General features: G+C 71.7%; 22 protein-coding genes. 17 read left to right on the top strand and 5 right to left on the bottom strand.

From position 1 onward, the window contains the following. Window positions 1–64: 64 nt before the first annotated feature. Together ABWV20_RS10345 and ABWV20_RS10340 are read left to right on the top strand one after the other, a co-directional pair. Window positions 65–1243: a cystathionine gamma-synthase gene (locus ABWV20_RS10345; protein WP_353355070.1), complete on the top strand. Its 1179-nt coding sequence runs from the start codon at window positions 65–67 to the stop codon at window positions 1241–1243. 1 nt (window position 1244) lies between these two features. Next, entirely contained in the window at window positions 1245–2606 is a 1362-nt protein-coding gene (locus tag ABWV20_RS10340) for a glutamate mutase L (RefSeq protein ID WP_353355069.1), read from the top strand. A gap of 189 nt (window positions 2607–2795) precedes the next feature. Here ABWV20_RS10340 and greA read toward each other — a convergent pair whose 3' ends face one another. Then, complete coding sequence (gene greA / locus ABWV20_RS10335; protein WP_353355068.1) at window positions 2796–3278, bottom strand: transcription elongation factor GreA; 483 nt, start codon at window positions 3276–3278, stop codon at window positions 2796–2798. Window positions 3279–3467: 189 nt separating this feature from the next. After that, a complete protein-coding gene (locus ABWV20_RS10330) occupies window positions 3468–3836 on the bottom strand; it encodes a DUF4307 domain-containing protein (RefSeq protein ID WP_353355067.1) in 369 nt (122 codons plus the stop codon). Window positions 3837–3954: 118 nt separating this feature from the next. Between ABWV20_RS10330 and mca the strand changes: the two genes are divergently transcribed. Together mca and ABWV20_RS10320 are read left to right on the top strand one after the other, a co-directional pair. Beyond that, on the top strand, window positions 3955–4938 hold the full coding sequence (gene mca / locus ABWV20_RS10325) for a mycothiol conjugate amidase Mca (RefSeq protein WP_353355066.1): 984 nt from the start codon (window positions 3955–3957) through the stop codon (window positions 4936–4938). Further along, window positions 4938–5162 carry a hypothetical protein gene (locus ABWV20_RS10320; protein WP_353355065.1) on the top strand — a complete coding sequence of 75 codons (225 nt, stop codon included), beginning with the start codon at window positions 4938–4940 and terminating at the stop codon, window positions 5160–5162. Before mca ends, ABWV20_RS10320 begins: the two co-directional genes overlap by 1 nt. Window positions 5163–5331: 169 nt before the next feature. Here ABWV20_RS10320 and trhA read toward each other — a convergent pair whose 3' ends face one another. Beyond that, a complete protein-coding gene (trhA, locus tag ABWV20_RS10315; RefSeq protein ID WP_353355064.1) occupies window positions 5332–6027 on the bottom strand; it encodes a PAQR family membrane homeostasis protein TrhA in 696 nt (231 codons plus the stop codon). A 160-nt stretch (window positions 6028–6187) separates the two neighbouring features. Here trhA and ABWV20_RS10310 point away from each other — a divergent pair, with 160 nt between their 5' ends. From ABWV20_RS10310 to ABWV20_RS10300, 3 genes are all read left to right on the top strand, one after another. Beyond that, window positions 6188–6949 carry an isoprenyl transferase gene (locus ABWV20_RS10310; RefSeq protein WP_353355063.1) on the top strand — a complete coding sequence of 254 codons (762 nt, stop codon included), beginning with the start codon at window positions 6188–6190 and terminating at the stop codon, window positions 6947–6949. 403 nt (window positions 6950–7352) lie between these two features. Then, the gene (gene phoH2, locus ABWV20_RS10305; RefSeq protein ID WP_502901779.1) at window positions 7353–8588 is read left to right on the top strand and encodes an RNA 5'-3' helicase PhoH2; all 1236 of its coding nucleotides are present in this window, start codon (window positions 7353–7355) and stop codon (window positions 8586–8588) included. A 296-nt stretch (window positions 8589–8884) separates the two neighbouring features. Next, a complete protein-coding gene (locus ABWV20_RS10300) occupies window positions 8885–9868 on the top strand; it encodes an aggregation-promoting factor C-terminal-like domain-containing protein (RefSeq protein WP_353355061.1) in 984 nt (327 codons plus the stop codon). Window positions 9869–10006: 138 nt separating this feature from the next. On the opposite strand, the gene coaA is transcribed toward ABWV20_RS10300, so the two are convergent. Continuing rightward, entirely contained in the window at window positions 10007–11032 is a 1026-nt protein-coding gene (coaA, locus tag ABWV20_RS10295) for a type I pantothenate kinase (RefSeq protein ID WP_502901777.1), read from the bottom strand. 63 nt (window positions 11033–11095) lie between these two features. On the opposite strand from coaA, the gene glmS reads away from it, so the two are divergent. The 10 genes from glmS (at window position 11096) to tsaD (ending at window position 20862) form a co-directional block, all read left to right on the top strand. Then, window positions 11096–12955, top strand: a complete 1860-nt coding sequence (glmS, locus tag ABWV20_RS10290; RefSeq protein WP_353355060.1) for a glutamine--fructose-6-phosphate transaminase (isomerizing) — start codon at window positions 11096–11098, stop codon at window positions 12953–12955. A 45-nt stretch (window positions 12956–13000) separates the two neighbouring features. After that, the gene (locus ABWV20_RS10285; RefSeq protein WP_353355059.1) at window positions 13001–13351 is read left to right on the top strand and encodes a holo-ACP synthase; all 351 of its coding nucleotides are present in this window, start codon (window positions 13001–13003) and stop codon (window positions 13349–13351) included. Next, the gene (locus tag ABWV20_RS10280; protein ID WP_353355058.1) at window positions 13351–14835 is read left to right on the top strand and encodes a bifunctional ADP-dependent NAD(P)H-hydrate dehydratase/NAD(P)H-hydrate epimerase; all 1485 of its coding nucleotides are present in this window, start codon (window positions 13351–13353) and stop codon (window positions 14833–14835) included. Before ABWV20_RS10285 ends, ABWV20_RS10280 begins: the two co-directional genes overlap by 1 nt. Window positions 14836–15038: 203 nt before the next feature. After that, window positions 15039–16202 carry an alanine racemase gene (gene alr / locus ABWV20_RS10275; protein WP_353355057.1) on the top strand — a complete coding sequence of 388 codons (1164 nt, stop codon included), beginning with the start codon at window positions 15039–15041 and terminating at the stop codon, window positions 16200–16202. Beyond that, entirely contained in the window at window positions 16199–17497 is a 1299-nt protein-coding gene (locus ABWV20_RS10270; RefSeq protein ID WP_353355056.1) for an alpha/beta fold hydrolase, read from the top strand. Before alr ends, ABWV20_RS10270 begins: the two co-directional genes overlap by 4 nt. Before the next feature lie 4 nt (window positions 17498–17501). Next, window positions 17502–17951: a tRNA (adenosine(37)-N6)-threonylcarbamoyltransferase complex ATPase subunit type 1 TsaE gene (gene tsaE / locus ABWV20_RS10265; RefSeq protein WP_353355198.1), complete on the top strand. Its 450-nt coding sequence runs from the start codon at window positions 17502–17504 to the stop codon at window positions 17949–17951. Between the two features lie 80 nt (window positions 17952–18031). Then, window positions 18032–18613, top strand: a complete 582-nt coding sequence (locus ABWV20_RS10260) for a hypothetical protein (protein WP_353355055.1) — start codon at window positions 18032–18034, stop codon at window positions 18611–18613. Between the two features lie 47 nt (window positions 18614–18660). Then, on the top strand, window positions 18661–19362 hold the full coding sequence (tsaB, locus tag ABWV20_RS10255; RefSeq protein WP_353355054.1) for a tRNA (adenosine(37)-N6)-threonylcarbamoyltransferase complex dimerization subunit type 1 TsaB: 702 nt from the start codon (window positions 18661–18663) through the stop codon (window positions 19360–19362). Next, window positions 19359–19823, top strand: coding sequence for a ribosomal protein S18-alanine N-acetyltransferase (gene rimI, locus ABWV20_RS10250; protein WP_353355053.1), 465 nt, complete (start codon window positions 19359–19361; stop codon window positions 19821–19823). Before tsaB ends, rimI begins: the two co-directional genes overlap by 4 nt. Continuing rightward, on the top strand, window positions 19816–20862 hold the full coding sequence (gene tsaD, locus ABWV20_RS10245; RefSeq protein ID WP_353355052.1) for a tRNA (adenosine(37)-N6)-threonylcarbamoyltransferase complex transferase subunit TsaD: 1047 nt from the start codon (window positions 19816–19818) through the stop codon (window positions 20860–20862). Before rimI ends, tsaD begins: the two co-directional genes overlap by 8 nt. A gap of 78 nt (window positions 20863–20940) precedes the next feature. Here tsaD and ABWV20_RS10240 read toward each other — a convergent pair whose 3' ends face one another. Next, entirely contained in the window at window positions 20941–22242 is a 1302-nt protein-coding gene (locus ABWV20_RS10240) for a glycoside hydrolase family 3 N-terminal domain-containing protein (RefSeq protein WP_353355051.1), read from the bottom strand. Window positions 22243–22257: the final 15 nt, after the last annotated feature.

Below are 22257 nucleotides of genomic sequence, written 5' to 3'. Positions count from 1 at the left end.
TACTCGACCGCTCGGGACGCGGCAAGCGTCGGGGCGGGTACGGGCTCGGACTAGGCTGGCCGCCATGTCTGACGAGCACGGCTTCTCCACGCGCGCCATCCACGCCGGCCAGGAGGCTGATGCGTCCACGGGGGCAGTGGTCCCGCCGATCTACCAGGTCTCGACCTACAAGCAGGACGGCATCGGCGGCTTCCGCGGCGGCTACGAGTACAGCCGCTCGGCCAACCCCACCCGGACGGCGCTCGAGGAGTGCATCGCCGCGCTCGAGGGCGGCAGCCGCGGCTTCGCCTTCGCGTCCGGGCTCGCCGGGCAGGACTGTGTCGTGCGGTCGCTCCTCGTCCCCGGGGACCACGTCGTCGTGCCGAGTGACGCCTACGGCGGCACCTACCGCTACTTCAACAAGGTCGCCAAGCCGCAGGGGCTGGACCACTCCATCGCCCGGATCGGCGACCCCGAGGCCGTCCGCGCCGCGATCATCCCCGGTCGCACGAAGATGGTCTGGCTCGAGACGCCGACCAACCCACTGCTCGGCATCGCCGACATCGAGGCGATCGCCGAGATCGCGCACGCCGCGGGTGCCGTGCTCGTCGTCGACAACACCTTCGCCACCGCCTACCTGCAGAACCCGATCGCCCTCGGCGCCGACATCGTCACCCACTCGACGACGAAGTACTCAGGTGGCCACAGCGACGTCGTCGGTGGTGCCGTCGTCACCGCACCCGACATCCGGGTCCCGGGCCACGAGGACGCCGAGGAGCGGATCGCCTTCCACCAGAACTCGATCGGCGGGGTGGCAGGACCCTTCGACTCATGGCTGACGCTCCGTGGCCTGCGCACCCTCGCCATCCGGATGGAGCGCCACTGCGACAACGCCGAGAAGGTCGTCGACTTCCTGACGGCCCACGACGGTGTCGCCCAGGTCTTCTATCCCGGTCTCGAGACCCACGCCAACCACGACGTCGCAGCCCGGCAGATGAAGCGGTTCGGCGGCATGGTCTCGTTCCGCATGAAGAAGGGCGAGGACGCTGCCGTCAAGGCGTGCGCCGCCGTCCAGCTCTGGACGCTGGGGGAGTCGCTTGGGGGCGTCGAGTCCCTCATCGAGCACCCGGCCCGGATGACGCATGCCTCCGTCGCCGGCACCGAGCTCGAGGTGCCCGCCGACCTGATCCGGCTGTCCGTCGGCATCGAGGACGTCGACGACCTCATCGCGGACCTGCGCGAGGCGCTCGACATCCACGGCTGAGATGGCGATCCTCACGGTCGACTTCGGGTCGACCTTCACCAAGGCTGCCCTCTTCGCCGGCGACGGGACGCTCCTCGGCACCGCCGCGACTCCCACGACGGGACCGCAGACCGGAGACCCACGCAGCGACATCCTCGACGGCTACCGCGCCCTGCGTGGGGTCCTGGACGCACCCGAGGACGCCCGGGTCCACGCGTGTTCGAGCGCCGGCGGGGGACTCCGGCTCGCCGTCGTCGGCTACGAGCGCACCGTCACCGCCGAGGCGGGGCACCGGGTCGGGCTCTCCGCGGGCGCGAAGGTCGTCCACGTCGCCAGTGGGCCCCTGAGGGTCGCGGGCGTCGCCGGGGTGGCCGGCGTGCGGCGCGCCCGCCCGGACATCGTCCTTCTCGTCGGCGGCACGGACGGCGGCAACGCCGACGTCCTGCTCCACAACGCCACCCGACTGGCCAAGGCGGCGATCGGCGGTCACGGGGGGCATGCGGTGCCGATCGTCCTCGCCGGCAACCGAGAGGTGCGGGCGCAGGCCACCGCAGTTCTCGAGAGTGCGGGGAGGCCCGTCATCCACGCCGACAACGTCCTGCCGGACATCGGCGTCATCGCCCCCGAATCAGCGCGAGCGGCGATCCGCGAGGCCTTCCTTCGACACGTGATCGGGGGCAAGGGGCTGTCCCGCGACGAGGCCTTCGGGCAGCTCGTGGAGGCAGCGACCCCGGACGCCGTGTTGCGCGGCGTCGAGGTCGTCGCCGACGCCCGCGCCGACGGTGACGTCCTCGTCGTCGACATCGGCGGCGCGACGACCGACGTCTACTCCGTCATCACCCCGGAGGGGGAGGACGCGACCCTGCACAAGGACGTCGTCGCGCCGCTGTGGCACGCGCGGACGGTCGAGGGCGACCTCGGGATGCGCTGGAACGCCGAGCACGTCATCGAGGCGGCCGAGGCCGAGCACCTCCTCGGCGGGGTCGTCGACGCGGAGAGCCTCCGGGCGTATGCCGCTCACGTCCACGCGCGCCCCGGCTCCCTTCCGCGCGACGACGTGGAGCGCCGCCTCGACCTCGAGCTGGCCCGGCTGGCGGCGCTCGTCGCCGTCCGCCGGCACGCCCGACCCGCCCAGCCGACCGAGTCCCCGCGGCCGCTCGCGAACGTCACCACCCTGATCGGGTCCGGCGGCGTCCTACGGCACACCGACGACGGAGGCCGTGACCTCGTGCTCGATGCCGTGCTCGCCGACCACGCCGGAGGCTGGAAGGTGCCCCGGTCGGCGCGGGCCCTCGTCGACACGGCGTATCTGCTCTTCGCGGTCGGACTGCTCGACGCCCACGACCCGGCGCTCGCGCGAACGGTCGCGGCCCAGCTCGCCTGAGGCACCCTGGCCAGCTCGAGTGGCCCCGCCATCCACAGCGCCCACCCGAGTGACCGGATCCGACTCGGGTAGGTCGGGAGGGCCGGGACGCGCGGGCCGGCGGGAGCGAGCTCAGCGGCATACGGGACCGGGCACGAAGAACGGGTCGGCCCCACGAAGGGGGCCGACCCGTGTCTGCTGGGGCGGCTCTCAGCCGGTGTAGGGCTTCGCGTCGAGGATCTTGACGTCGATCGTCTTGCCCGTCGGGGCCACGTAGCTCGTCGTGTCGCCGACGCTCTTGCCGTTGACGGCGGCGCCCATCGGCGACTTCTCCGAGAAGACCTGAAGCCCGCCGTCGGCGATCTCGCGGTTGCCGAGGAGGAAGGTCTCCTCGTCACCGAAGATCTCGACCGTGACGACCATCCCGGGCTCGACGACACCGTCGTCGGGCGGCGTCTCGCCGATCACGGCGTTGTGGAGCAGGTCCTGGAGCTGGCGGATCCGGGCCTCCATCTTGCCCTGCTCCTCGCGCGCGGCGTGGTAGCCGCCGTTCTCCTTGAGGTCACCCTCCTCGCGGGCCTCCTCGATCTTGCGGGCGATCTCGATGCGACCTTCCCCTGTCAGCTGGTCGAGCTCAGCCTTGAGGCGGTCATAGGCCTCCTTCGTGAGGAAGCCAGCGGCAGTCTCGGTCACGGTCAACTCCTGTAAGTACCAACGCCCACGCGGTGCTCGCGTGGGCGCCTAGCTCGTCAGACATTCACCGAAGAAGGGGCCGGACCGATGAGCCATCCTCTTGAGAGGTGATCGGTCGCGACCCGTGGTGAAACACCAAGAATAGCAAAATGCCCCCGAAGTGCACATGCGAACCTCGGGCCGACGCGCTCAGGGGGCCGTGACGCAGGTCTCGACCGCACCCGTGACAGCCCGGCTCGTCGTGCGCAGCGTCACCTGCCGGCGGCCGGAGTCGGCGCCCGCGAGCTCGACCGGTACGTCGGTCGACCCCACGACGGCGAAGTCCCTCGACAGGGCGTGCACGGTGCAGACGAGATCCTTGCCGCCGGGGCTGTAGACCTCGAAGTCGACCCACACGCTCGCGTTGTCCACGACCTTGAAGCCCAGCGTCTTCCACGCGGGCAGGCCCAGCGTCGCGGAGAGGCCGAACCACACGGCGAGGGCGATCCCGAGACCGATGCCGATGGTGCCGACGACCCACCACTTGAGGGTTCCGGGGGCGGGGCGGGGGAGCGGCATTCGATGTCCTGGCGTGATGAGAGGATGGCCGTCGGTACGAGACGGTCAGAACGATACGACGAGCCAGATCCATGACGAACAGGGAGCCAGGAAGACGGTGTCCGAAGGTCTGCGACTGATGGCGGTGCACGCGCACCCCGATGACGAGTCGAGCAAGGGCGCGGCGACGACGGCCAGGTACGTCGCAGCCGGAGCGTCGGTCATGGTGGTGTCCTGCACCGGCGGTGAGCGCGGCGACATCCTCAACGAGAAGCTGAAGGACGACCCGCAGATCCTGCGCGACATCGCCCAGGTCAGGCGCAACGAGATGAAGGCGGCGCAGGAGGTGCTCGGCGTCGAGCACACGTGGCTCGGGTTCGTCGACTCGGGCCTGCCGGAGGGCGACCCCCTGCCGCCCCTACCGGCCGGCTGCTTCGCCCTCGAGGATCTCGATGTGACCACGGAGGCGCTGGTGCGGGTGATCCGCGAGTGGCGGCCGCACGTGATGACCACCTATGACGAGAAGGGCGGCTACCCCCACCCGGACCACATCATGACCCACGTGGTGGCGATGTCGGCCTTCGAGGCGGCGGGCGACCCGGCACGCTATCCGCACGCGGGTGAGCCGTGGCAGCCGCTCAAGATCTACTACAACGGCGGCTGGTCGAAGGAGCGCCTGACGGCGATGCACGAGGCGATGGTCGCCGAGGGGCTCGAGAGCCCGTACGCCGACTGGCTCGCGAACTGGAAGCCGCGGCGGGCCGGGCGGGTGACGACCCGCATCGAGTGCGGCGAGTACTTCGAGGTGCGGGACCGGGCACTGCTCGCCCACGCCACGCAGGTGGACCCGGACGGCTTCTGGTTCCAGGTGCCGCGCGAGGTGCAGCAGCAGGTCTGGCCGGTCGAGGAGTTCGAGCTCGCCGTCTCCTACGTGCCGGTCGACCCACCCGAGGACGACCTCTTCGCCGGCCTCGCCTCGGCCGCCGAGGCGGACGCACTGGCGAAGTCGGGAGCGCTCGAGATCGCCTATGACGGGCGGCTCGCGCCGGACGACGAGGACACGTTCGACCCCGCTGAGCGGGTCGAGCACCCCAACGAGCAGGCGGAAGGAAACGAGGACTGATGGGTGACGGCGGCAACCTGCCGATCGGACCGGGCGTGTGGGGGTTCCTGGCCCTCTTCGTCCTTGCGATCGCGCTGTGGCTCCTCGTGCGCAACATGAACTCACGGCTGCGCCGGATGGCCTATCGGGAGCACGAGCGCCTCGAGGCCCAGCGTTCGGTCGAGGGGGACCAGGGCCCGGACCCCGGTGCCGAGGAAGGTCCCCGTTCGACCGAGCAGGGCTGAGGACGCCGCCCGCTCGGGGCGGCGGGGTCGCTGGGCCGTATGCCGCTGGGCTCGCTCCCAGCCCTCCCGTCCCTCCACCGCCGCAACACACCCGGTTACGGGCAACACACCGGCGTGCGATCCCGGTGTGTTGCCCGTAACCGGGTGTGTTGCGGCTGGGGTGTTGGGGTCAGGCGAGGGCCGGCGTCGCGACGATCGCCAGGGCGACGGCCGCGAAGTGGGCGGTGAAGCCACCGAGGGTCAAGGCGTGGAAGACCTCGTGGAAGCCGAACCACCGCGGCGACGGGTTGGGCCGCTTGGCGCCGTAGACGATCCCGCCCGCCGTGTAGAGCAGACCGCCGAGGGCGATGAGCGAGCCGACGAGGGGCCCTCCGGACCTCCAGAACGGCACGACATAGAAGACCGCAGCCCAGCCGAGGGCGATGTAGAGCGCCGTGTAGAGCCACCGAGGGGCGCTGGTCCACAGGACCCGGAAGAGCACGCCGGCGATGGCGGCCCCCCAGATGACGGTGAGGAGCAGCCTGGCGTCGTCCTCGGGCAGCAGCGTCACCGCGAACGGGGTGTAGGTGCCGGCGATGATGAGGTAGATGTTCGAGTGGTCGAAACGCTTGAGCAGGGCCGACATCCTGGGGCCCCATGTCCCGCGGTGGTAGATCGCGGACACCCCGAACAGCAGCGCGGCGCTCACCGTGAAGATCGCCGCCGCCGTCCGCACGGATCCGGGCTCGGAGATGACGACGAGGATGATGCCGCCGATGAGGGCCACGGGGAACATGCCCAGGTGCAACCAGCCGCGCAGCCGCGGCTTCACGGCAGCGACGAGGTCGGCAACGGCTCCAGCCTGGCGGTTCGGTTGCTCTGCCATGGCGCCACTATAACCTACGCCACCGTAGGTTACGTAGGGGTAACCACGGCCTAGCCGGTCTGCCCCACCCCCTCAGGGGCCGCCGCGCGCCGGAGTAACGTTGGGTCCCGGCCCCCTGGTCCGGGCCCGGTCGTGTAGGACGAGGCGAGAGTGAGGCCCAGTGGGTTGGCGGGATCTGGTCTACGGCGCCTACGAGCGTCGTGTCCTCAAGAGCCTGCCCCGTGAGGCCCTGCCCCGCCACGTCGCGGTGATGCTCGACGGCAACCGCAGGTGGGCCAAGGCGCGCGGTGCCGGCACGGCGCACGGCCACCAGGCGGGGGCCGACAAGATCGAGGAGCTGCTGCACTGGTGCGAGGAGGCCGGCGTCGAGTACGTCACGCTCTGGCTCCTGTCGACCGACAACCTCCGGCGTGCCGAGGCGGAGCTCGCGCCGCTGCTCAAGATCATCGAGAACGCCGTCGCCGACCTCGCCGCGACGGGTCGTTGGCGGCTGCGGATCGCCGGCGCGGTCGACCTGCTCCCGTCGGAGACGGCCGAGAGCCTGCAACGTTCCGTCGCAGCCACCGATGGCGTCACCGGGATGACGGTCAACGTCGCCGTCGCCTACGGCGGTCGGCGCGAGATCGCCGACGCCGTGCGCGACCTGCTCCTCGAGCAGGCCGAGAAGGGCGAGAGCATCGAGGAGATCGCGGCCGGGCTGACGATCGAGGACATCGCCCAGCACCTCTACACCAAAGGTCAACCCGATCCCGACCTCGTGATCCGGACGTCCGGCGAGCAGCGGCTCGGCGGCTTCCTGCTCTGGCAGAGCGCCACCTCCGAGTTCTACTTCTGCGAGGCCTACTGGCCGGACTTCCGGCACGTCGACTTCCTGCGCGCCCTCCGCGCCTATGCGGGCCGGCACCGCAGACACGGCGCCTGACGGGGGAGCCGGCCCAGCGGCATCCGGCTGAAGGGCCGGTGAACTCTGCGCGACACGACGCCCAGATCGCCTGCGAAGCCGGTCCCGCGACGTACCGTCGAGACAGCGGAGGCACCCGTCACCGCCACCAGGAGGCCCACGCATGGAGCAGACGCTTCGGACGGAGGGCCGGGTCCGGCCCAGCCGTCCGTGGGCCACCCGGAACCTCGCGAGCGAGTAGGCGCGGCGACCGCGCCGGCAAGGAGTGGGCATGGCCTCCAAGAACCAGGTGGAGCACCAGGTTTCCGACGACACCACGACCTCGTCCGACACTGCGCCCACCCGTCGCCGCACCCGCAAGCGCGCCCCCGAGCGCAAGACCTACGTCCTCGACACCTCGGTCCTGCTGTCCGACCCCAAGGCCATGGTGCGATTCGCCGAGCACGAGGTCGTGCTTCCGGTCGTCGTCGTCACCGAGCTCGAGGGCAAGCGGCACCACCCCGAGCTCGGTTTCTTCGCCCGGCAGGCGCTCCGGCTCCTCGACGACCTGCGGATCAGCGAGGGCCGGCTGGACAAGCCCGTCCCGGTCGGGGACGACGGCGGGACGCTGCGGGTCGAGCTCAACCACACCGACCCGATGGCGCTTCCCGCCGGGTTCCGGCTGGGCGACAACGACACGCGGATCCTGGCGGTGGCCAAGAACCTCTCGAACGACGGCTGCGACGTCACGATCGTCAGCAAGGACCTGCCCATGCGGGTCAAGGCCTCGGCCTGTGGGCTCGAGGCCGAGGAGTACCGGCACGAGCAGGGGGTGGACTCCGGGTGGACCGGGATGGACGAGCTCGAGCTCACCGCGGACGAGCTGGACCAGCTCTACGACCGGGGGCGCATCGAGAACGCCCGGGCCGCGGAGCTGCCCTGCCACACGGGCCTCGTGCTGCTGTCCCCGCGAGGCAGCGGCCTCGGCCGCGTGGGGGCGGACCACCAGGTCCGTCTCGTCCGCGGAGACCGGGACGCCTTCGGCCTGCACGGGAGGAGCGCCGAGCAGCGGATCGCGCTCGACCTGCTGCTCGACCCCGACATCGGCATCGTGTCCCTCGGCGGACGGGCCGGCACCGGCAAGTCCGCGCTGGCCCTCTGTGCCGGTCTGGAGTCCGTCATGGAGCGGCGGGCCCAGCGCAAGGTCCTCGTCTTCCGGCCGCTCTTCGCCGTCGGGGGCCAGGAGCTCGGCTACCTGCCCGGCACGGAGCAGGAGAAGATGAACCCCTGGGGACAGGCGGTGTTCGACACCCTGAGCGCGCTCGTCTCGCCCGAGGTCGTCGACGAGGTGCTGGACCGCGGCCTGCTCGAGGTGCTGCCGCTGACCCACATCCGCGGACGCAGCCTGCATGACGCGTTCGTCATCGTCGACGAGGCGCAGTCCCTCGAGCGCAACGTCCTGCTCACCGTGCTGTCCCGGATCGGGCAGAACTCCAAGGTCGTCCTCACCCACGACGTCGCCCAGCGCGACAACTTGCGGGTCGGTCGACACGACGGGGTGGCCGCGGTCATCGAGAGGCTCAAGGGTCACCCTCTCTTCGCCCACGTCACGCTCACCCGCAGCGAGCGCAGCCCCATCGCCGCCCTCGTCACCGAGCTCTTGGAGGGGCCCGACGCGTGACGCGCCCGAGCCGTCGTGGGTGTGATCTGAGTCACGGGTCCGAGGGTCCCCGCACGCTCGCCGTGTGCGGGAACCTGTCCGGGTTCGCCCGACTCTGAGGGGGTTTCCGGTCCAGCGCTCCGCGGGCTTGCCTGACTCGCGATGGACTGGCACCTTTGGGGGCGTCGAGCAGTCGGATCTGTAGCTCTCCTCAGTTCTCCACAGGTCCTGTTCCGTGCACGGGGGGATCCGCACGCGGATCGCACGGGAGACCTGACCGCAACGTCAAGTCGACCAGGAAGGCGTGACCCCGGTTCATGGCACGGTACGAAGGCCGCCATCGCGCCAGTAGAGCGACCTCCGCCCCAGCTGTCCCCACGGTCCCAGGCATCCCCAGTTCCCGCTCCGGCACGCCGGCGGCCACCAGGGTCGCTTCGCCGCCCCGGGCTGGGTCGCTGCCACGCAGCGGACGGCACGAGGCGGTCCGGGGCGGACCGCAGGTCGAGCTCCCGACGGCGGCCACCTTCTACGACCGGGCGTCGAGCCGCGCCCGCAGCGGAGTCGGCGGCGGTGGGAACGCCGCCGCGCCACCACTGACGCGGCGCGCCCTCAAGGCGCGCACCAACCAACCCCGCCGTTCGGGGCGCCCCGTCCTCGTCGGCGCCCTGGCCCTCGGGCTGGGTGCCAGCGCTGTCGGCTTCGCGACCGCCGACATGCGCACCGCCGACGCAGCCTTCGTCGTCGGTGACAACGTCGTCGCCCAGACCGCTGAGCTGGCCCGGACGAGCACCGTCGACATGACCTACCGGGCGGCAGCGTCCGTGTCGCGCAACGAGCGGCGAACCGCCATCGTCGCCACCGGCCTGCGCTCCGCGGCTGCGCTCGAGGCCAAGAAGAAGGAGGAGGCGGCCCGGCTCGCCGAGCAGAGGCGCCTCGCCGAGGAGGCCGCCGAGCGCGAACGGATGCGCGAGCAGGTCATCGCCAACGCCAAGGAGAACCCGCAGGCCGCCGCCCGGATCCTCCTGGCCGACCACGGCTTCACGAGCGACGCGCAGTTCAACTGCCTCGTCAACCTCTGGAACGGCGAGAGCGGCTGGCGCTGGTACGCCGAGAACCCCAGCTCCGGCGCCTACGGCATCCCCCAGTCCCTGCCGGCGAGCAAGATGGGCAGCTTCGGGGCGGACTACCGCACCAACCCGATCACCCAGATGAAGTGGGGCATCTGGTACATCGAGCAGGTCTACGGCTCTCCGTGCAACGCCTGGTCGACCTGGTTGTCCCGCTCCCCGCACTGGTACTGACCGAGGACAGGCCGCCAGCCCGCACTCCTGGGTCCTCGCCACCCGCGGGAGGGAGGACCCACGGAGGAGCGAGCCCAGCGGCATACGGCCGAGAAGGCAGCGTGCGACCCCGGCCCCGGTCGTGAGGCCTCCGGGGCTTCAGATCTTGCGGAGGCGGACCCGGCGGACCTCGTGGTTCTCCCCCTTGGAGAGCACGAGCGTCGCCCGGGACCTCGTCGGGAGGATGTTCTGCACGAGGTTGGGTCCGTTGATCTCCCGCCAGATGGTGTTCGCGGTGCGGACGGCCTCCTCGTCGGAGAGCGCTGCGTAGCGGTGGAAGTAGGAGTCGGGGTTGGAGAAGGCCGTCTCCCGCAGCCGCAGGAACCGCTGGACGTACCACTTGCGCACGTCGTCGACCCACGCGTCCACATAGACGGAGAAGTCGAAGAAGTCGCTCACCGCGAGGCCGGTGCCGCGGACAGGGTGGACCTCGGGCGCCTGCAGCACGTTGAGGCCCTCGACGATGAGGACGTCCGGCTGGCGCACGGCGATGCGCTCGCCCGGGACGATGTCGTAGGTCAGGTGCGAGTACACCGGCGCGGTGACCTCCGCCTTGCCCGACTTGACCTCCGCGACGAACCGCAGCAGCGCCCGTCGGTTGTACGACTCCGGGAAGCCCTTGCGCTGGAGCAGCCCACGGCGCTCGAGCTCGGCGTTGGGGAAGAGGAAGCCGTCGGTCGTGACGAGCTCGACACGGGGCGTGTCCGGCCAGCGGGCGAGCATCTCGCGCAGGATGCGGGCCGTCGTCGACTTGCCGACCGCCACCGACCCGGCGACGCCGATGACGAACGGGGTCTTGGCGGGCCGCTCGCCGAGGAAGTTCGTCGTCACGTCGTGCAGCTCACGGGTGGCGCCGACGTAGAAGTTGAGCAACCGGGACAGCGGGAGGTAGACCTCCTCGACCTCCCTGAGGTCGACGCGGTCGCCGAGTCCCTGCAGCCGAGCCAGGTCCTTCTCGTCGAGGTTGAGGGGGTAGTTCTCCCGCAAGCGGGACCACGCCGCGCGGTCGAGCTCGACGTAGGGAGACGGGATGGCCGTCGGACCACGGCCGTTGGGGCCGTGGTCGTCGACGGCGACCGCGTCCGTGGGGTCGTCTCCGCGGGATGGCTGCGACACGCCTGCCATTGTTGCGGACGCAGCGCCCGGGCGTGGACTCGGGCCGAGTGAGGGTCCCTTAGGCTGTTCCGCATGTGCGGAATCGTTGGCTACGTGGGCAGGGCCCAGGACGGCACGGCGCTCGATGTCGTCATGGAGGGTCTCGCCCGTCTGGAGTACCGGGGATACGACTCCGCCGGGGTCGCGCTCATCGACGGTGACCACGTGGAGACCCGCAAGAAGTCGGGCAAGCTGGCCAACCTCAAGGCGGAGATCGAGTCGCACCCCATGCCCGTCTCCTCGACGGGCATCGGGCACACCCGCTGGGCGACGCACGGCGGGCCGACGGACGAGAACGCCCACCCGCACCGCGGCGGGGCCGACGGCAAGCTCGCGCTCATCCACAACGGCATCATCGAGAACTTCCACTCCCTCAAGAACGGTCTCATCGACAAGGGCGTCGCCTTCACGAGCGAGACCGACACGGAGGTGGTCGCGCACCTGCTGGCCGAGGCCTACGAGCGCAGCGGAGACCTGACCCGGGCGATGCAGTCCACCGTCGCCGACCTCGAGGGAGCCTTCACCCTCCTCGCGATCCACGCCGACCAGCCCGGCGTCGTCGTCGGGGCCCGACGCAACAGCCCGCTCGTCGTCGGCCTCGGCGACGACGCCAACTACCTCGGCTCCGACGTCGCCGCCTTCATCGGCCACACGCGGCATGCTCTGGAGCTCGCGCAGGACCAGATCGTCACGATCACCCCGGACGGGGCCACCGTCATCAACTTCGACGGCACCCCCGCCGACGGCAAGGCCTACGAGGTGACGTGGGACGCCGCTGCCGCCGAGAAGGGCGGCTACGACACGTTCATGGAGAAGGAGATCAACGACCAGCCGCACGCGGTCCGCGACACGCTCCTCGGCAGGACGGACCCCGACGGGCGGCTCGTCCTCGACGAGCTGCGCATCCCCGAGGAGAAGCTCCGCGACGTCAACCGCATCACCGTGGTCGCGTGCGGGACCGCTGCCTACGCGGGGATGACGGCGAAGTACGCCATCGAGCACTGGACCCGCATCCCCGTCGAGGTCGCCCTCGCCCACGAGTTCCGCTACTGCGACCCCATCGTCGACGAGCGGACGCTGGTGGTCTCGATCAGCCAGTCGGGCGAGACCATGGACACGCTCATGGCCGTCAAGCACGCCCGGGACCTCGGCGCCCTGACCATCTCGATCTGCAACACGCACGGCTCGACGATCCCCCGTGAGTCGGACGCCGTGCTCTACACCCACGCCGGCCCGGAGATCGCGGTCGCGTCGACGAAGGCATTCCTGGCCCAGATCACCGCGTCCTACATCCTCGGCCTCTACCTCGCCCAGCTCCGTGGCGGCGCCTACGCCGATGATGCTCAGGCGGTCATGAAGGAGCTCGGCGAGGTCCCCGCCAAGATCGAGACCCTCCTCGGGCGGATGGACCGCGTCAAGGAGATCGCCAAGTTCATGGCCGACACCCGCTCGGTCCTCTTCCTCGGGCGCCACGTCGGCTACCCGGTCGCCATGGAGGGTGCGCTCAAGCTCAAGGAGCTGGCCTACATCCACGCCGAGGGCTTCGCGGCCGGGGAGCTGAAGCACGGGCCGATCGCGCTCATCGAGCCCGGTCAGCCGGTCTTCGTCATCGTCCCGTCGCCGTCGAGCGAGCACGGCCTCCACGGCAAGGTCGTCTCCAACATCCAGGAGATCCGGGCCCGCGGGGCGCGCACGCTCGTCATCGCCGAGGAGGGCGACGAGTCGGTCGCCCCGTTCGCCGACGAGGTGATCAGGGTGCCTGCCACGTCGCAGCTGCTGGCTCCGCTCCTCACCGTCGTGCCGCTGCAGGTCTTCGCCCTCTGGCTCTCGACGGCCAAGGGCCTCGACGTCGACCAGCCGCGCAACCTCGCCAAGTCGGTCACGGTCGAGTGACCAGCGCACTGTCGGGCCACGCGACCGGGCGAGAACGAGCCTGACGTGATCATCGGTGTCGGCATCGACGTCGTGGACATCGCGCGTTTCCACGAGACGCTGGAGCGCACCCCCGCCCTGCTCGAGAGGCTCTTCACGCCGGAGGAACGCGGCCTCGGCATCGCTTCCCTGGCGGCCCGGTTCGCCACGAAGGAGGCCCTCGCCAAGGCGCTCGGCGCCCCGGTGGGCCTGCACTGGACGGATGCGCGTGTGGTGACCAACGACGATGGCAAGCCGTCCCTCGAGATCGGTGGCTCGGTCCAGGCTCGGGCCAACGACCTCGGCGTGGACAGCTTCCACGTCTCCATGTCCCATGACGCCGGCATCGCGTCGGCGATCGTCATCGCGGAGGGCTGATGATCAGGGCACTGTCGGTCGCCGACGTCCGCGCTGCCGAGGCGGCGGCCATGGCCGAGCTGCCGGAGGGTGAGCTCATGCAGCGTGCTGCCGAGGGGCTCGCCGGGGTCGCAGCGGCCCGCCTGGCCGAACGGGACGGTCGCACCGTCGTCGCGCTCGTCGGCGCCGGTGACAACGGGGGAGACACGCTGTATGCCGCTGGGCTCCTCTCCGACGCAGGCTTTGCCTGCGCTGTGGTCCTGTTGCCGGACTCCGGCCGCGCCGGTGTGCACGAGGCGGGCCTGCAGGCCGCGGAGCTGGCCGGGGCTGCGGTTGTCGTCGCGGCGGAGGACCCGTCGCGGGCGGCCCGGGCGGTCGCCGAGGGCGACCTCGTCCTCGACGGCATCGTGGGTATCGGCGGCCGGCCCGGACTTCGTCCCGCGGCTGCCGGTCTCGTCGACGCGATCGCCGATGACGCCTGGGTGGTTGCCGTCGACGTCGCGAGCGGCCTGGACCCTGACGGTCTCGACCCGGACGGGGACGCCGTGTGGGCTGACGAGACCGTGACGTTCGGTGTCCCCAAGGCGGCCCATCTGCTGCCGGCAGGAGAGGGAGCCACCGGGCGGCTGACGGTCGTCGACATCGGGCTCGACACCGATGAGGTGTCCTCGGCTGTGGAGCGGCTGAACCATGACGACGTCGCGGGGCTCTGGCCGGTTCCGGGACCGGGCGACGACAAGTACTCGCGAGGCGTGCTCGGCGTCGTCGCCGGCGGTGAGCGCTACACGGGGGCGGCCGTGCTCGCGGTGACCGCCGCGGTCGAGTCGGGCGTCGGCATGGTCCGCTACGTCGGCACACCGACGCCCACCGAGCTCGTCCGGAGAGCGGTCCCCGAGGCCGTCGTCGGCGAGGGCAGGGTCCAGGCCTGGCTCATCGGGCCCGGCCTCGATCCCGAGTCGACCGGGGCCGGGGCGGCTGCGCAGCTGCAGGGGGCGCGTGACGCCGTCGCCGGCGACCTGCCCGTCGTCGTCGATGCCGGTGGTCTCGACCTGCTGGACGGACACCGCGACGCGCCCACCCTGCTCACTCCGCACGCCGGCGAGCTGGCCCGGCTGCTGACGCGGCTCGACGGGTCGGCGCCCGTCACGCGGGCGGAGGTGGAGCGCGAGCCGGTCCGGTATGCCCGCCTCGCGGCCGAGCGGACCGGTGCGACGGTGCTGCTCAAGGGGTCGACCACCCTCGTCGTGGGCCCGGACCCAGAGGGACCCGTCCGATCCCAGGCCGAGGCGCCGGCCTGGCTGGCCACGGCGGGCGCGGGTGACGTGCTGGCCGGCGTCGCGGGGATGCTCCTCGCCGCGGGGCTCATCCCGCTCGACGCCGGCTCGCTCGCCGCCCTCGTCCACGGTGTCGCGGCCGACCGCGCCTCCGGCGGAGGGCCGCTGCGCGCCCTTGCCGTGGCCGAGGCGCTGCGGCCGACGATCCGCGACCTGCTCCGGCGGGCCTGAGGGGAGCGCCCGCAGGGAGTCCAGTGTCCGTTCGGTGGAGGCCGGCGTGAGACGTGAGGCAGCCCTGAGGCAGCCCTGAGGCAGCCCTGAGGCGGCCCTGAGGGACTCCTGAGGTAGCCCGGGCGGATCCCGGAGCCAACGGTGAACGAGTATCAGGTCACTGCCGCGCGGCGCGACCGTCGACCCGTGCGAAGATGCGCTCGATGAACTCCACTGACACGACCGCCGGACTGACCGTCTGGGCGGAGATCGACCTGGACGCCCTCGAGCACAACATCCGCACCCTGCGTGCCCGGGCTGCGCAGTCGCAGCTCATGGCGGTCGTCAAGGCCGACGCCTACGGGCATGGCCTCCTGCCGGTGGCCAGGGCCGCCGTGCGGGCCGGCGCGGACTGGCTCGGTGTCGCCCAGCTGGCCGAGGCCTGCGCGCTGCGGGACGCCGGTGTCACCACACGGCTCCTCGCGTGGCTCTCGGTGCCGGGCAGCGACTTCTCCGGGGCGGTCCGGCGCGACATCGACCTGTCCGCGTCGGCGCCGTGGACCCTGGACGCCATCGCCGCGGCAGCGCGGGAGCAGGGCCGATCCGCCCGTGTGCACCTCAAGGTCGACACCGGACTGGGTCGGGGCGGCGCCCACGGGCCCGACTGGCCGGCGCTCGTCGTCCATGCCCGGAGGTTGGAGGCCGAGGGCGCGATCTCCGTCGTCGGGGTCTGGACGCACTTCGCCATGGCCGACGCGCCCGAGCACCCCACCGTCCTCGCGCAGCAGGACACGTTCTTCGAGGCCGTCGCCCTCGCCGAGCGGGCCGGCGTCCGCCCGGAGGTGCGGCACCTGGCCAACTCGGCGGCGACCCTGGTCCATCCCGACGCGCACGCCGACCTCGTGCGGCCGGGGATCGCGATCTACGGCCTCTCCCCGGTGCCCCAGGTCGACGACGACTTCGGTCTGCGCCCGGTCATGACGCTTCGGGCGCGGCTCGCCCTCGTCAAGCGGTGGCCCGCGGGTCGAGGCATCAGCTACGGGCACGTCTACGCACCCGAGTCGGACACCGTCGTGGGTCTGGTCCCCGCGGGTTACGCCGACGGCATTCCGCGCGAGGCGACGAACGTCGGCCCGGTGCGGGTGGGGGACCTGTCCACGACGGTCGCCGGCCGGGTCTGCATGGACCAGTTCGTCGTCGACCTGGGTCCTGGCAGTGATGCGGTCGCCGGCGACGTGGTGACGCTGTTCGGCAGTCCGTCCGAGGGACCGACGGCGCAGGACTGGGCCGACGCCACCGACACCATCAGCTACGAGATCGTCGCCCGGATCGGGGCCCGGGTCCCCAGACTCTGGAGCGGCGGGTCCGACCAGGGAGCCGGCGCATGAGCCCGGCCAGCCGGAACCCACTGCTCGGCATCGTCCTCGGTGCCGCCGGTGTCGCCGCCGGCGTGGCAGCGGGCATCGCTGCCGACCGGGCGGGACGGCACCGGGCGGCGCTCGACGCGCTGGAGACCACGGAGCAGCTCGAGATCACGCCGGACGAGGAGCGGGTCGTGCTCACCTCGGACGGAGTCGCGCTGCACCTCGAGATCGACGAGCCGGCGCCGGAGGCGGCTGCCGCCGCTGCCGCGGGCCTCACCCGCGGCGACGACCCCACCCGGCTGCCGACCGTGGTCTTCACCCACGGCTACTGCCTGAGCCTCAAGTCCTGGGTGTACCAGCGGCGGGCGCTCAAGGCGGCCGGCTTCCGGGTCGTCAGCTGGGACCACCGAGGCCACGGCCAGTCCGGCCCCGGTGCGAGCGACTCCTATGTCATCGACCAGCTCGGCGAGGACCTCCGGGCTGTGATCGAGGACGCCGTGCCCGAGGGCCGCCTCGTCCTGGCCGGCCACTCGATGGGCGGCATGACCATGCTCGCCCTGGGCGAACGACACCCTGACCTCATCCGTGACCGCGTCGTGGGGGCAGCCTTCATCAGCACCAGCGCGGGTGGGCTGACCCTTGCCAACGGCGGCCGGAGCGCGACGCTGGGCCGGCTCCTGCTCGAGCGCCTGGGTCCGTCCCTGCTCGGTCCCCTCGGGGAGCGGCCCGAGCTGGTCAGACGTCTGCGCCGCGTCGGTCGCGACGTCGAGGAGTTCCTCGTCGACCAGAACTCCTTCGCGTCACCGGTGCCGCGCAAGGTGGTCCGCTACACCGCCGACATGCTCCTCAGCACCCCGTTCGACGTCATCAACGACTACCTGCTGACCTTCGACGGCTTCGACAAGCGGCCCGCGCTCGCCGAGTTCAAGGACTCGGTGACCCTGGTCTTCAACGGCCGTGAGGACGTCCTCACCCCGCCGGCGCACAGCGAGCTCATCGTCGAGGGGATCCCGGGTGCGGAGCATGTCGTCGTCAACGACGCCGGGCACATCATCATGCTCGAGCACCCGGACCTCCTCAGCGCGCACCTGCTCGAGCTGGTCGAAGAGGGCGTCCGCGCCCGCGAGGAGCACATGGACCTGCCCCGTCGGCCGCGGGTGCGCAAGGTCGTCACGGACGTCGCGAAGAACCGCCGTCAGCGCCGCATCGAGCTGGAGGCCGACGAGGCGGCCAGGGCCGAGCGGGCCAGAGCGCTGGCTCGGCTGCGTCGAGCCAAGGTCGCAGCAGGATCAAAGGAGGAGGTACACCGTGAGTCGTGAGGTGATGCTGGAGACGCCAGAGGACACCCGGGCCTTCGGCAGAAGGCTCGGCCGGCTCCTGCGCGCGGGGGACGTCCTCGTCCTCACCGGCGACCTCGGAGCGGGCAAGACCACGCTGACGCAGGGCTTGGCAGAGGGGCTCGGCGTCCGCGGGCCGATCACGTCACCGACGTTCGTCATCGCCCGCGTCCACCCCTCGCTGGTGGGCGGTCCGGCGCTGGTGCACGTCGACGCCTACCGTCTCGGCAGCGCCATGGAGCTGGACGACCTCGACCTCGACGCCGATCTCGACCAGAGCGTGACCGTCATCGAGTGGGGAGCGGGCATGGCCGAGCAGCTGTCGAGCGACCGCCTGGGCATCACGCTCACGGGCGAAGAGGTGCGCACGGCGCGTCTCCACGCCGTCGGGCCACGGTGGGAGCGGCTCAGCGACTCGGTGCTCGCCTCGATCTGAGACGCAGACCGGGTCTTTCGGCCCTGCCGCGGGACCCCCGGTCCGCACCAGCCTGAAAGCAGGAAGGCAGGTGTTGTCCCATGTCACTCGCAACCATCCTTCGCAGAACCGCTGTGGCACTCACGTCCCTGTTCGTCCTCGGTGGGGTGCTCTTCGCCCTCGGCTACGCCTTCGAGGATCCGGGCGGCTGGACCGCCGTCCTGATCGCCGCCGCGGTGCTCGGGCCGATCGTCGGCCTGAGCCTCCTCGCGGCGCGGTCCGAGCCCGTGGCGCTCATGGTCCTCGTCGCGGCCCTGGTCGTCTTCACGGCCTGGGCGGCGATCACGCTCTTCGTTGACATCGAGCTCCCGTCGGTCCCGATCATCGCCCTCGTGCTGGCGCTGCCCATCGCGGTCCTCGGTCTGCGTCGCCCGATGCGCGCCGCCGAGCTCCTGCTCGCGGACGCGGCTCTGCCGTTCACGCTCGTTGTGATCCGGTTCTTCACCGAGTCGAGCGTTGAGGGACCCGCGATGCGGGACCTGCTGGGCACCTCCACCGGGGCCGTGGTGGTCCCGCTCACGGTGCTCGCGCTGCTCTTCCTCGCCGCAGGGTTCCTCGACCGGCCCGCGACCGCTCCGCGCGTGCCGCGGGTGCAGCCGCCGGCCCCCGCCGCGCACAGCTGACGAGCGGCTTTCGGGCCATCCGGTCGGGGCCGGATAGCCTGACCACCGTGCTCATCCTCGGCATCGACACCTCCACCACGGCGATCAGCGTCGCGCTGCACGACGGCGCCCGGGTCGTCGGCGAAGCAGCGACCCTCGACGCCCGGGCCCATGCCGAGCACCTGGCGCCCGGGATCCGGTCCGTCCTCGACGACGCGGGGGCGGCACCGGGTGACGTCACGGGTGTCGTCGTCGGTGTCGGTCCCGGGCCCTTCACCGGCCTGCGCGTGGGGATCGTGTCGGCCCGCACCTTCGCCTTCGCGCTCGGGCTTCCGGTCCACGGCCTGTGCAGCCTCGACGCCCTCGCGCACGAGGCGTGGCTGGGTGGTCGCCGTGGCGGCCTCCTCGTCGCCACCGACGCCCGCCGCAAGGAGGTGTATGCCGCTGAGTTCGTCCTCGACGACCGCGGGCTCACCCGGTTGGCCGGGCCTGTCGTCAGCCGGCCTGCCGACCTCGACATCGCCTGGCGGAGCCTGCCCGCGGCCGGCCGTGGCCCGCTCCTCTACCCGGCCGAGTTCGCGACGTCGGCCGACGACGGGAGCGAGCCCAGCGGCATACGGCTCCCTCGTGACGTGTCGGCGGGCGCCCTCGCCGACCTCGCCGTCCGCCGGCTCGCCACCGGTGACCCGTTGGACGGCCTGGAGCCGCTCTATCTGCGCCGGCCGGATGTCTCGAGCGCTCCACCCAGCCAGAAGTCCACCCTCGGATGAGCGGCGCGCTGCTCCGCGAGCTCGAGTGGACCGACATCGAGTCGGTCGCGGCGCTCGAGACCGACCTCTTCGCCGACCACGCCTGGTCCGCCGAGACGTGGTGGGCCGAGCTCGCCGCCCGGCCCAGACGGGACTACGTCGTCGCGGTCGACGGCGACCGGGTCGTCGGCTACGGGGGCATCGACGTGGCGGGGGAGGTCGCCGACATCATGACGATCGCCGCGGCTCCGGAGGTGCAGGGGCGTGGGCTCGGCCGACGGCTCCTCGACGACCTCGTGCGACGGGCCGAGCAGCACGGCGCGACGGCGCTGCTCCTCGAGGTCCGCGCCGACAACGACCCGGCGAGGCGCCTCTACGAGCGGACCGGGTTCGACGTCATCTCGGTGCGGCGCCGCTACTACCAACCGGGTGACGTCGACGCCCTCGTCATGCGCAAGCTCATCGGAGGTACCCATGGCTGACGAACCCCTCGTGCTCGGCATCGAGACCTCGTGCGACGAGACCGGGGTCGGCATCGTGCGCGGGCAGACCCTGCTCGTCGACACGGTCGCCAGCAGCGTCGACGAGCACGCCCGCTTCGGAGGGGTGGTCCCCGAGGTGGCGAGCCGTGCCCACCTGGAGGCCATGGTGCCGACGATCGAGCGGGCGTGTCACGACGCCGGGGTCGGCCTCCGTGACCTGGACGCGATCGCCGTCACCTCGGGCCCGGGTCTCGCCGGCTCGCTCCTCGTCGGGGTGGCCGCGGCCAAGGCCCTCGCGGTGGCGCTCGACCGGCCGATCTACGGGGTCAACCACCTCGCGTCGCACGTGGCGGTCGACATCGTCGAGCACGGACCGCTGCCCGAGCCGACGATGGCCATGCTCGTCTCAGGTGGACATTCGTCGCTCCTCCTCGTGCCCGACGTCACCAACGACGTCCGGTCGCTCGGCTCGACGATGGACGACGCCGCGGGGGAGGCCTTCGACAAGGTCGCCCGAGTCCTCGGCCTGCCCTTCCCGGGCGGCCCGCACATCGACCGGGCCGCGCGTGAAGGCAACCGGATCGCCATCGACTTCCCCCGTGGCCTGACCTCGGGCCGCGACATGGACCGCCATCGCTTCGACTTCTCCTTCTCCGGCCTCAAGACCGCCGTGGCGAGGTGGGTCGAGACGCGGCACCGGGACGGCGAGTCGGTGCCGGTGGCCGACGTGGCCGCATCGTTCCAGGAGGCCGTCGTCGACGTGCTGACACGCAAGGCGGTCCTCGCCTGCAAGGACCACGGGGTCGACCACCTCCTCATCGGCGGTGGCGTCGCGGCCAACTCCCGCCTGCGGGCGCTCGCGGAGGAGCGGTGCGCGAAGGCCGGGATCGCACTGCGCGTCCCCCGCCCCGGGTTGTGCACCGACAACGGAGCCATGGTCGCGGCGCTCGGGGCGCAGATCGTGGCCAAGGGGCGCGAGCCGAGCGAGCTCAGCCTGCCGACGGACTCGTCGATGCCGGTCGAGCTGGTCCAGTCCTGACCCAAGCCCTGCGGTTCGATGTGATCGATCGGGTCATTCCTCGATCGATCACATCGAATGCGAAGGGTGGCGGGGAGGTCAGTCGCAGCCGACGAGACCCAGAGCCGCCTTGAGCGTCATGATGCGGGTCGCTGCCGCGGAGACCTTCGACGCAAAGCGGGCGTTCGCGCTCATCCGGCTGGTCAGCGCACGATGCAGGGTCGGGACCGTGCTCGGCCGCGCCGTCAGGACGATGTCGCCACCGGCCTCGACGAACCTCGTCGCCCGTTGCCCCACAGGGGTGTCTGCGACGGCCTTGGCGGCGCCGACGTCGTCGGTGACCACGACACCCCGATAGCCCAGCCGGCCCCGCAGCAGGTCGGTCACGATGCGCCGGGAGAACACCGCCTGCACTCCGGGGTCGATGCGGCTGTAGACCGCCGACCCGACCATGACGAGATCCGTCCCGGCCTTGACGCCACTGGCGAACGGACGCAGGAAGCTGTCCGTCCGTGTCGTCGTCCGGTCGACGATCCCGTCCGTCGTGAGGTCGGTGTTGCCCGTGATCCGACCGATGCCGGGGAAGTGCTTGACGGCCGTGGCGACCCGTCCCTGGTGCATTCCCTCGACGAACGCCGCGACCCGGCTGGCCACGACGTCGGGATCGGACGAGAACTGGCGGTCCCACTGGCCGATCGGGTCGTTGTCGCGCCCGATGCTCGCAGGAACCGTGTCGGCGACGGGAGCCAGGTTGACGTTGATCCCGACCGCGTGCAGCTGCTGCGCCCACGTCTTCGCCCGGCGCGCCAGCTCGGTCGGTGCCAGCGACCCCTGGTCGAGGGCGCTCGGGATCCGAGTGAAACCGTCGCCACGGAGCTGCTGGACGCGGCCGCCCTCCTGGTCGGCGGCGAGGAGCAGCCCGGGAGCGCCACCCGAGCCGTCGGCGACGGAGTTGAGGTGCTTCGTCGTGGCCCGGACCACGTCCGCTCCGCCCGACCACCCGCCGAGCAGGATGACACCACCGACGTGGCGGTCGCGGATGAGCCCGTCGAGGCTGCCGCGTGCGGCGTTGGCGTCGAGCCCGACCATGATGAGCTGGCCGGCGCGCTGTGCCGCGGTCATGTCCTGCACGATGGCGCGGGCGCACCGCTCGGAGCTCGGGTCATCCGGCGGTGGGGAGGTCGGGCCGGAGGATGGTGCGGGGGAGGTCGGCGTCGCCGTGGACGATGCGGTCGTGGCACCGGTGGCAGCCGGTGTGGTCGCCCCGGCCGGCGCTGACGCCGCTCCGGTCGGCGCCACCGGGGTGGGCGTGCCGCTCGGGCCGGTGCACGCCGAGGCGAGCGCGGCGACCACCAGGGCGGCGATGGTGGACGATCGGGAGCGGTTGCGAGGTCGGGTCACGAGCACGCCCCGCCC

Origin of the sequence: Intrasporangium sp. DVR, from assembly GCF_040365325.1 — a bacterium.
GTDB lineage: Bacteria > Actinomycetota > Actinomycetes > Actinomycetales > Dermatophilaceae > Intrasporangium.
Note: the sequence above shows the minus strand (reverse complement) of the source record. Positions and strands in the feature narration are given on the sequence as shown.

Coding starts and splice junctions, on each gene's coding strand:
- ABWV20_RS10345 (WP_353355070.1), top strand. CDS start 65: ATGTCTGACGAGCACGGCTTCTCCACGCGCGCCATCCACGCCGGCCAG.
- ABWV20_RS10340 (WP_353355069.1), top strand. CDS start 1,245: ATGGCGATCCTCACGGTCGACTTCGGGTCGACCTTCACCAAGGCTGCC.
- ABWV20_RS10330 (WP_353355067.1), bottom strand. CDS start 3,836: ATGCCGCTCCCCCGCCCCGCCCCCGGAACCCTCAAGTGGTGGGTCGTC.
- mca (WP_353355066.1), top strand. CDS start 3,955: ATGGCGGTGCACGCGCACCCCGATGACGAGTCGAGCAAGGGCGCGGCG.
- ABWV20_RS10320 (WP_353355065.1), top strand. CDS start 4,938: ATGGGTGACGGCGGCAACCTGCCGATCGGACCGGGCGTGTGGGGGTTC.
- trhA (WP_353355064.1), bottom strand. CDS start 6,027: ATGGCAGAGCAACCGAACCGCCAGGCTGGAGCCGTTGCCGACCTCGTC.
- phoH2 (WP_502901779.1), top strand. CDS start 7,353: ATGGTGCGATTCGCCGAGCACGAGGTCGTGCTTCCGGTCGTCGTCGTC.
- ABWV20_RS10300 (WP_353355061.1), top strand. CDS start 8,885: ATGGCACGGTACGAAGGCCGCCATCGCGCCAGTAGAGCGACCTCCGCC.
- coaA (WP_502901777.1), bottom strand. CDS start 11,032: ATGGCAGGCGTGTCGCAGCCATCCCGCGGAGACGACCCCACGGACGCG.
- glmS (WP_353355060.1), top strand. CDS start 11,096: ATGTGCGGAATCGTTGGCTACGTGGGCAGGGCCCAGGACGGCACGGCG.
- ABWV20_RS10280 (WP_353355058.1), top strand. CDS start 13,351: ATGATCAGGGCACTGTCGGTCGCCGACGTCCGCGCTGCCGAGGCGGCG.
- alr (WP_353355057.1), top strand. CDS start 15,039: ATGAACTCCACTGACACGACCGCCGGACTGACCGTCTGGGCGGAGATC.
- ABWV20_RS10270 (WP_353355056.1), top strand. CDS start 16,199: ATGAGCCCGGCCAGCCGGAACCCACTGCTCGGCATCGTCCTCGGTGCC.
- tsaE (WP_353355198.1), top strand. CDS start 17,502: ATGCTGGAGACGCCAGAGGACACCCGGGCCTTCGGCAGAAGGCTCGGC.
- ABWV20_RS10260 (WP_353355055.1), top strand. CDS start 18,032: ATGTCACTCGCAACCATCCTTCGCAGAACCGCTGTGGCACTCACGTCC.
- rimI (WP_353355053.1), top strand. CDS start 19,359: ATGAGCGGCGCGCTGCTCCGCGAGCTCGAGTGGACCGACATCGAGTCG.
- tsaD (WP_353355052.1), top strand. CDS start 19,816: ATGGCTGACGAACCCCTCGTGCTCGGCATCGAGACCTCGTGCGACGAG.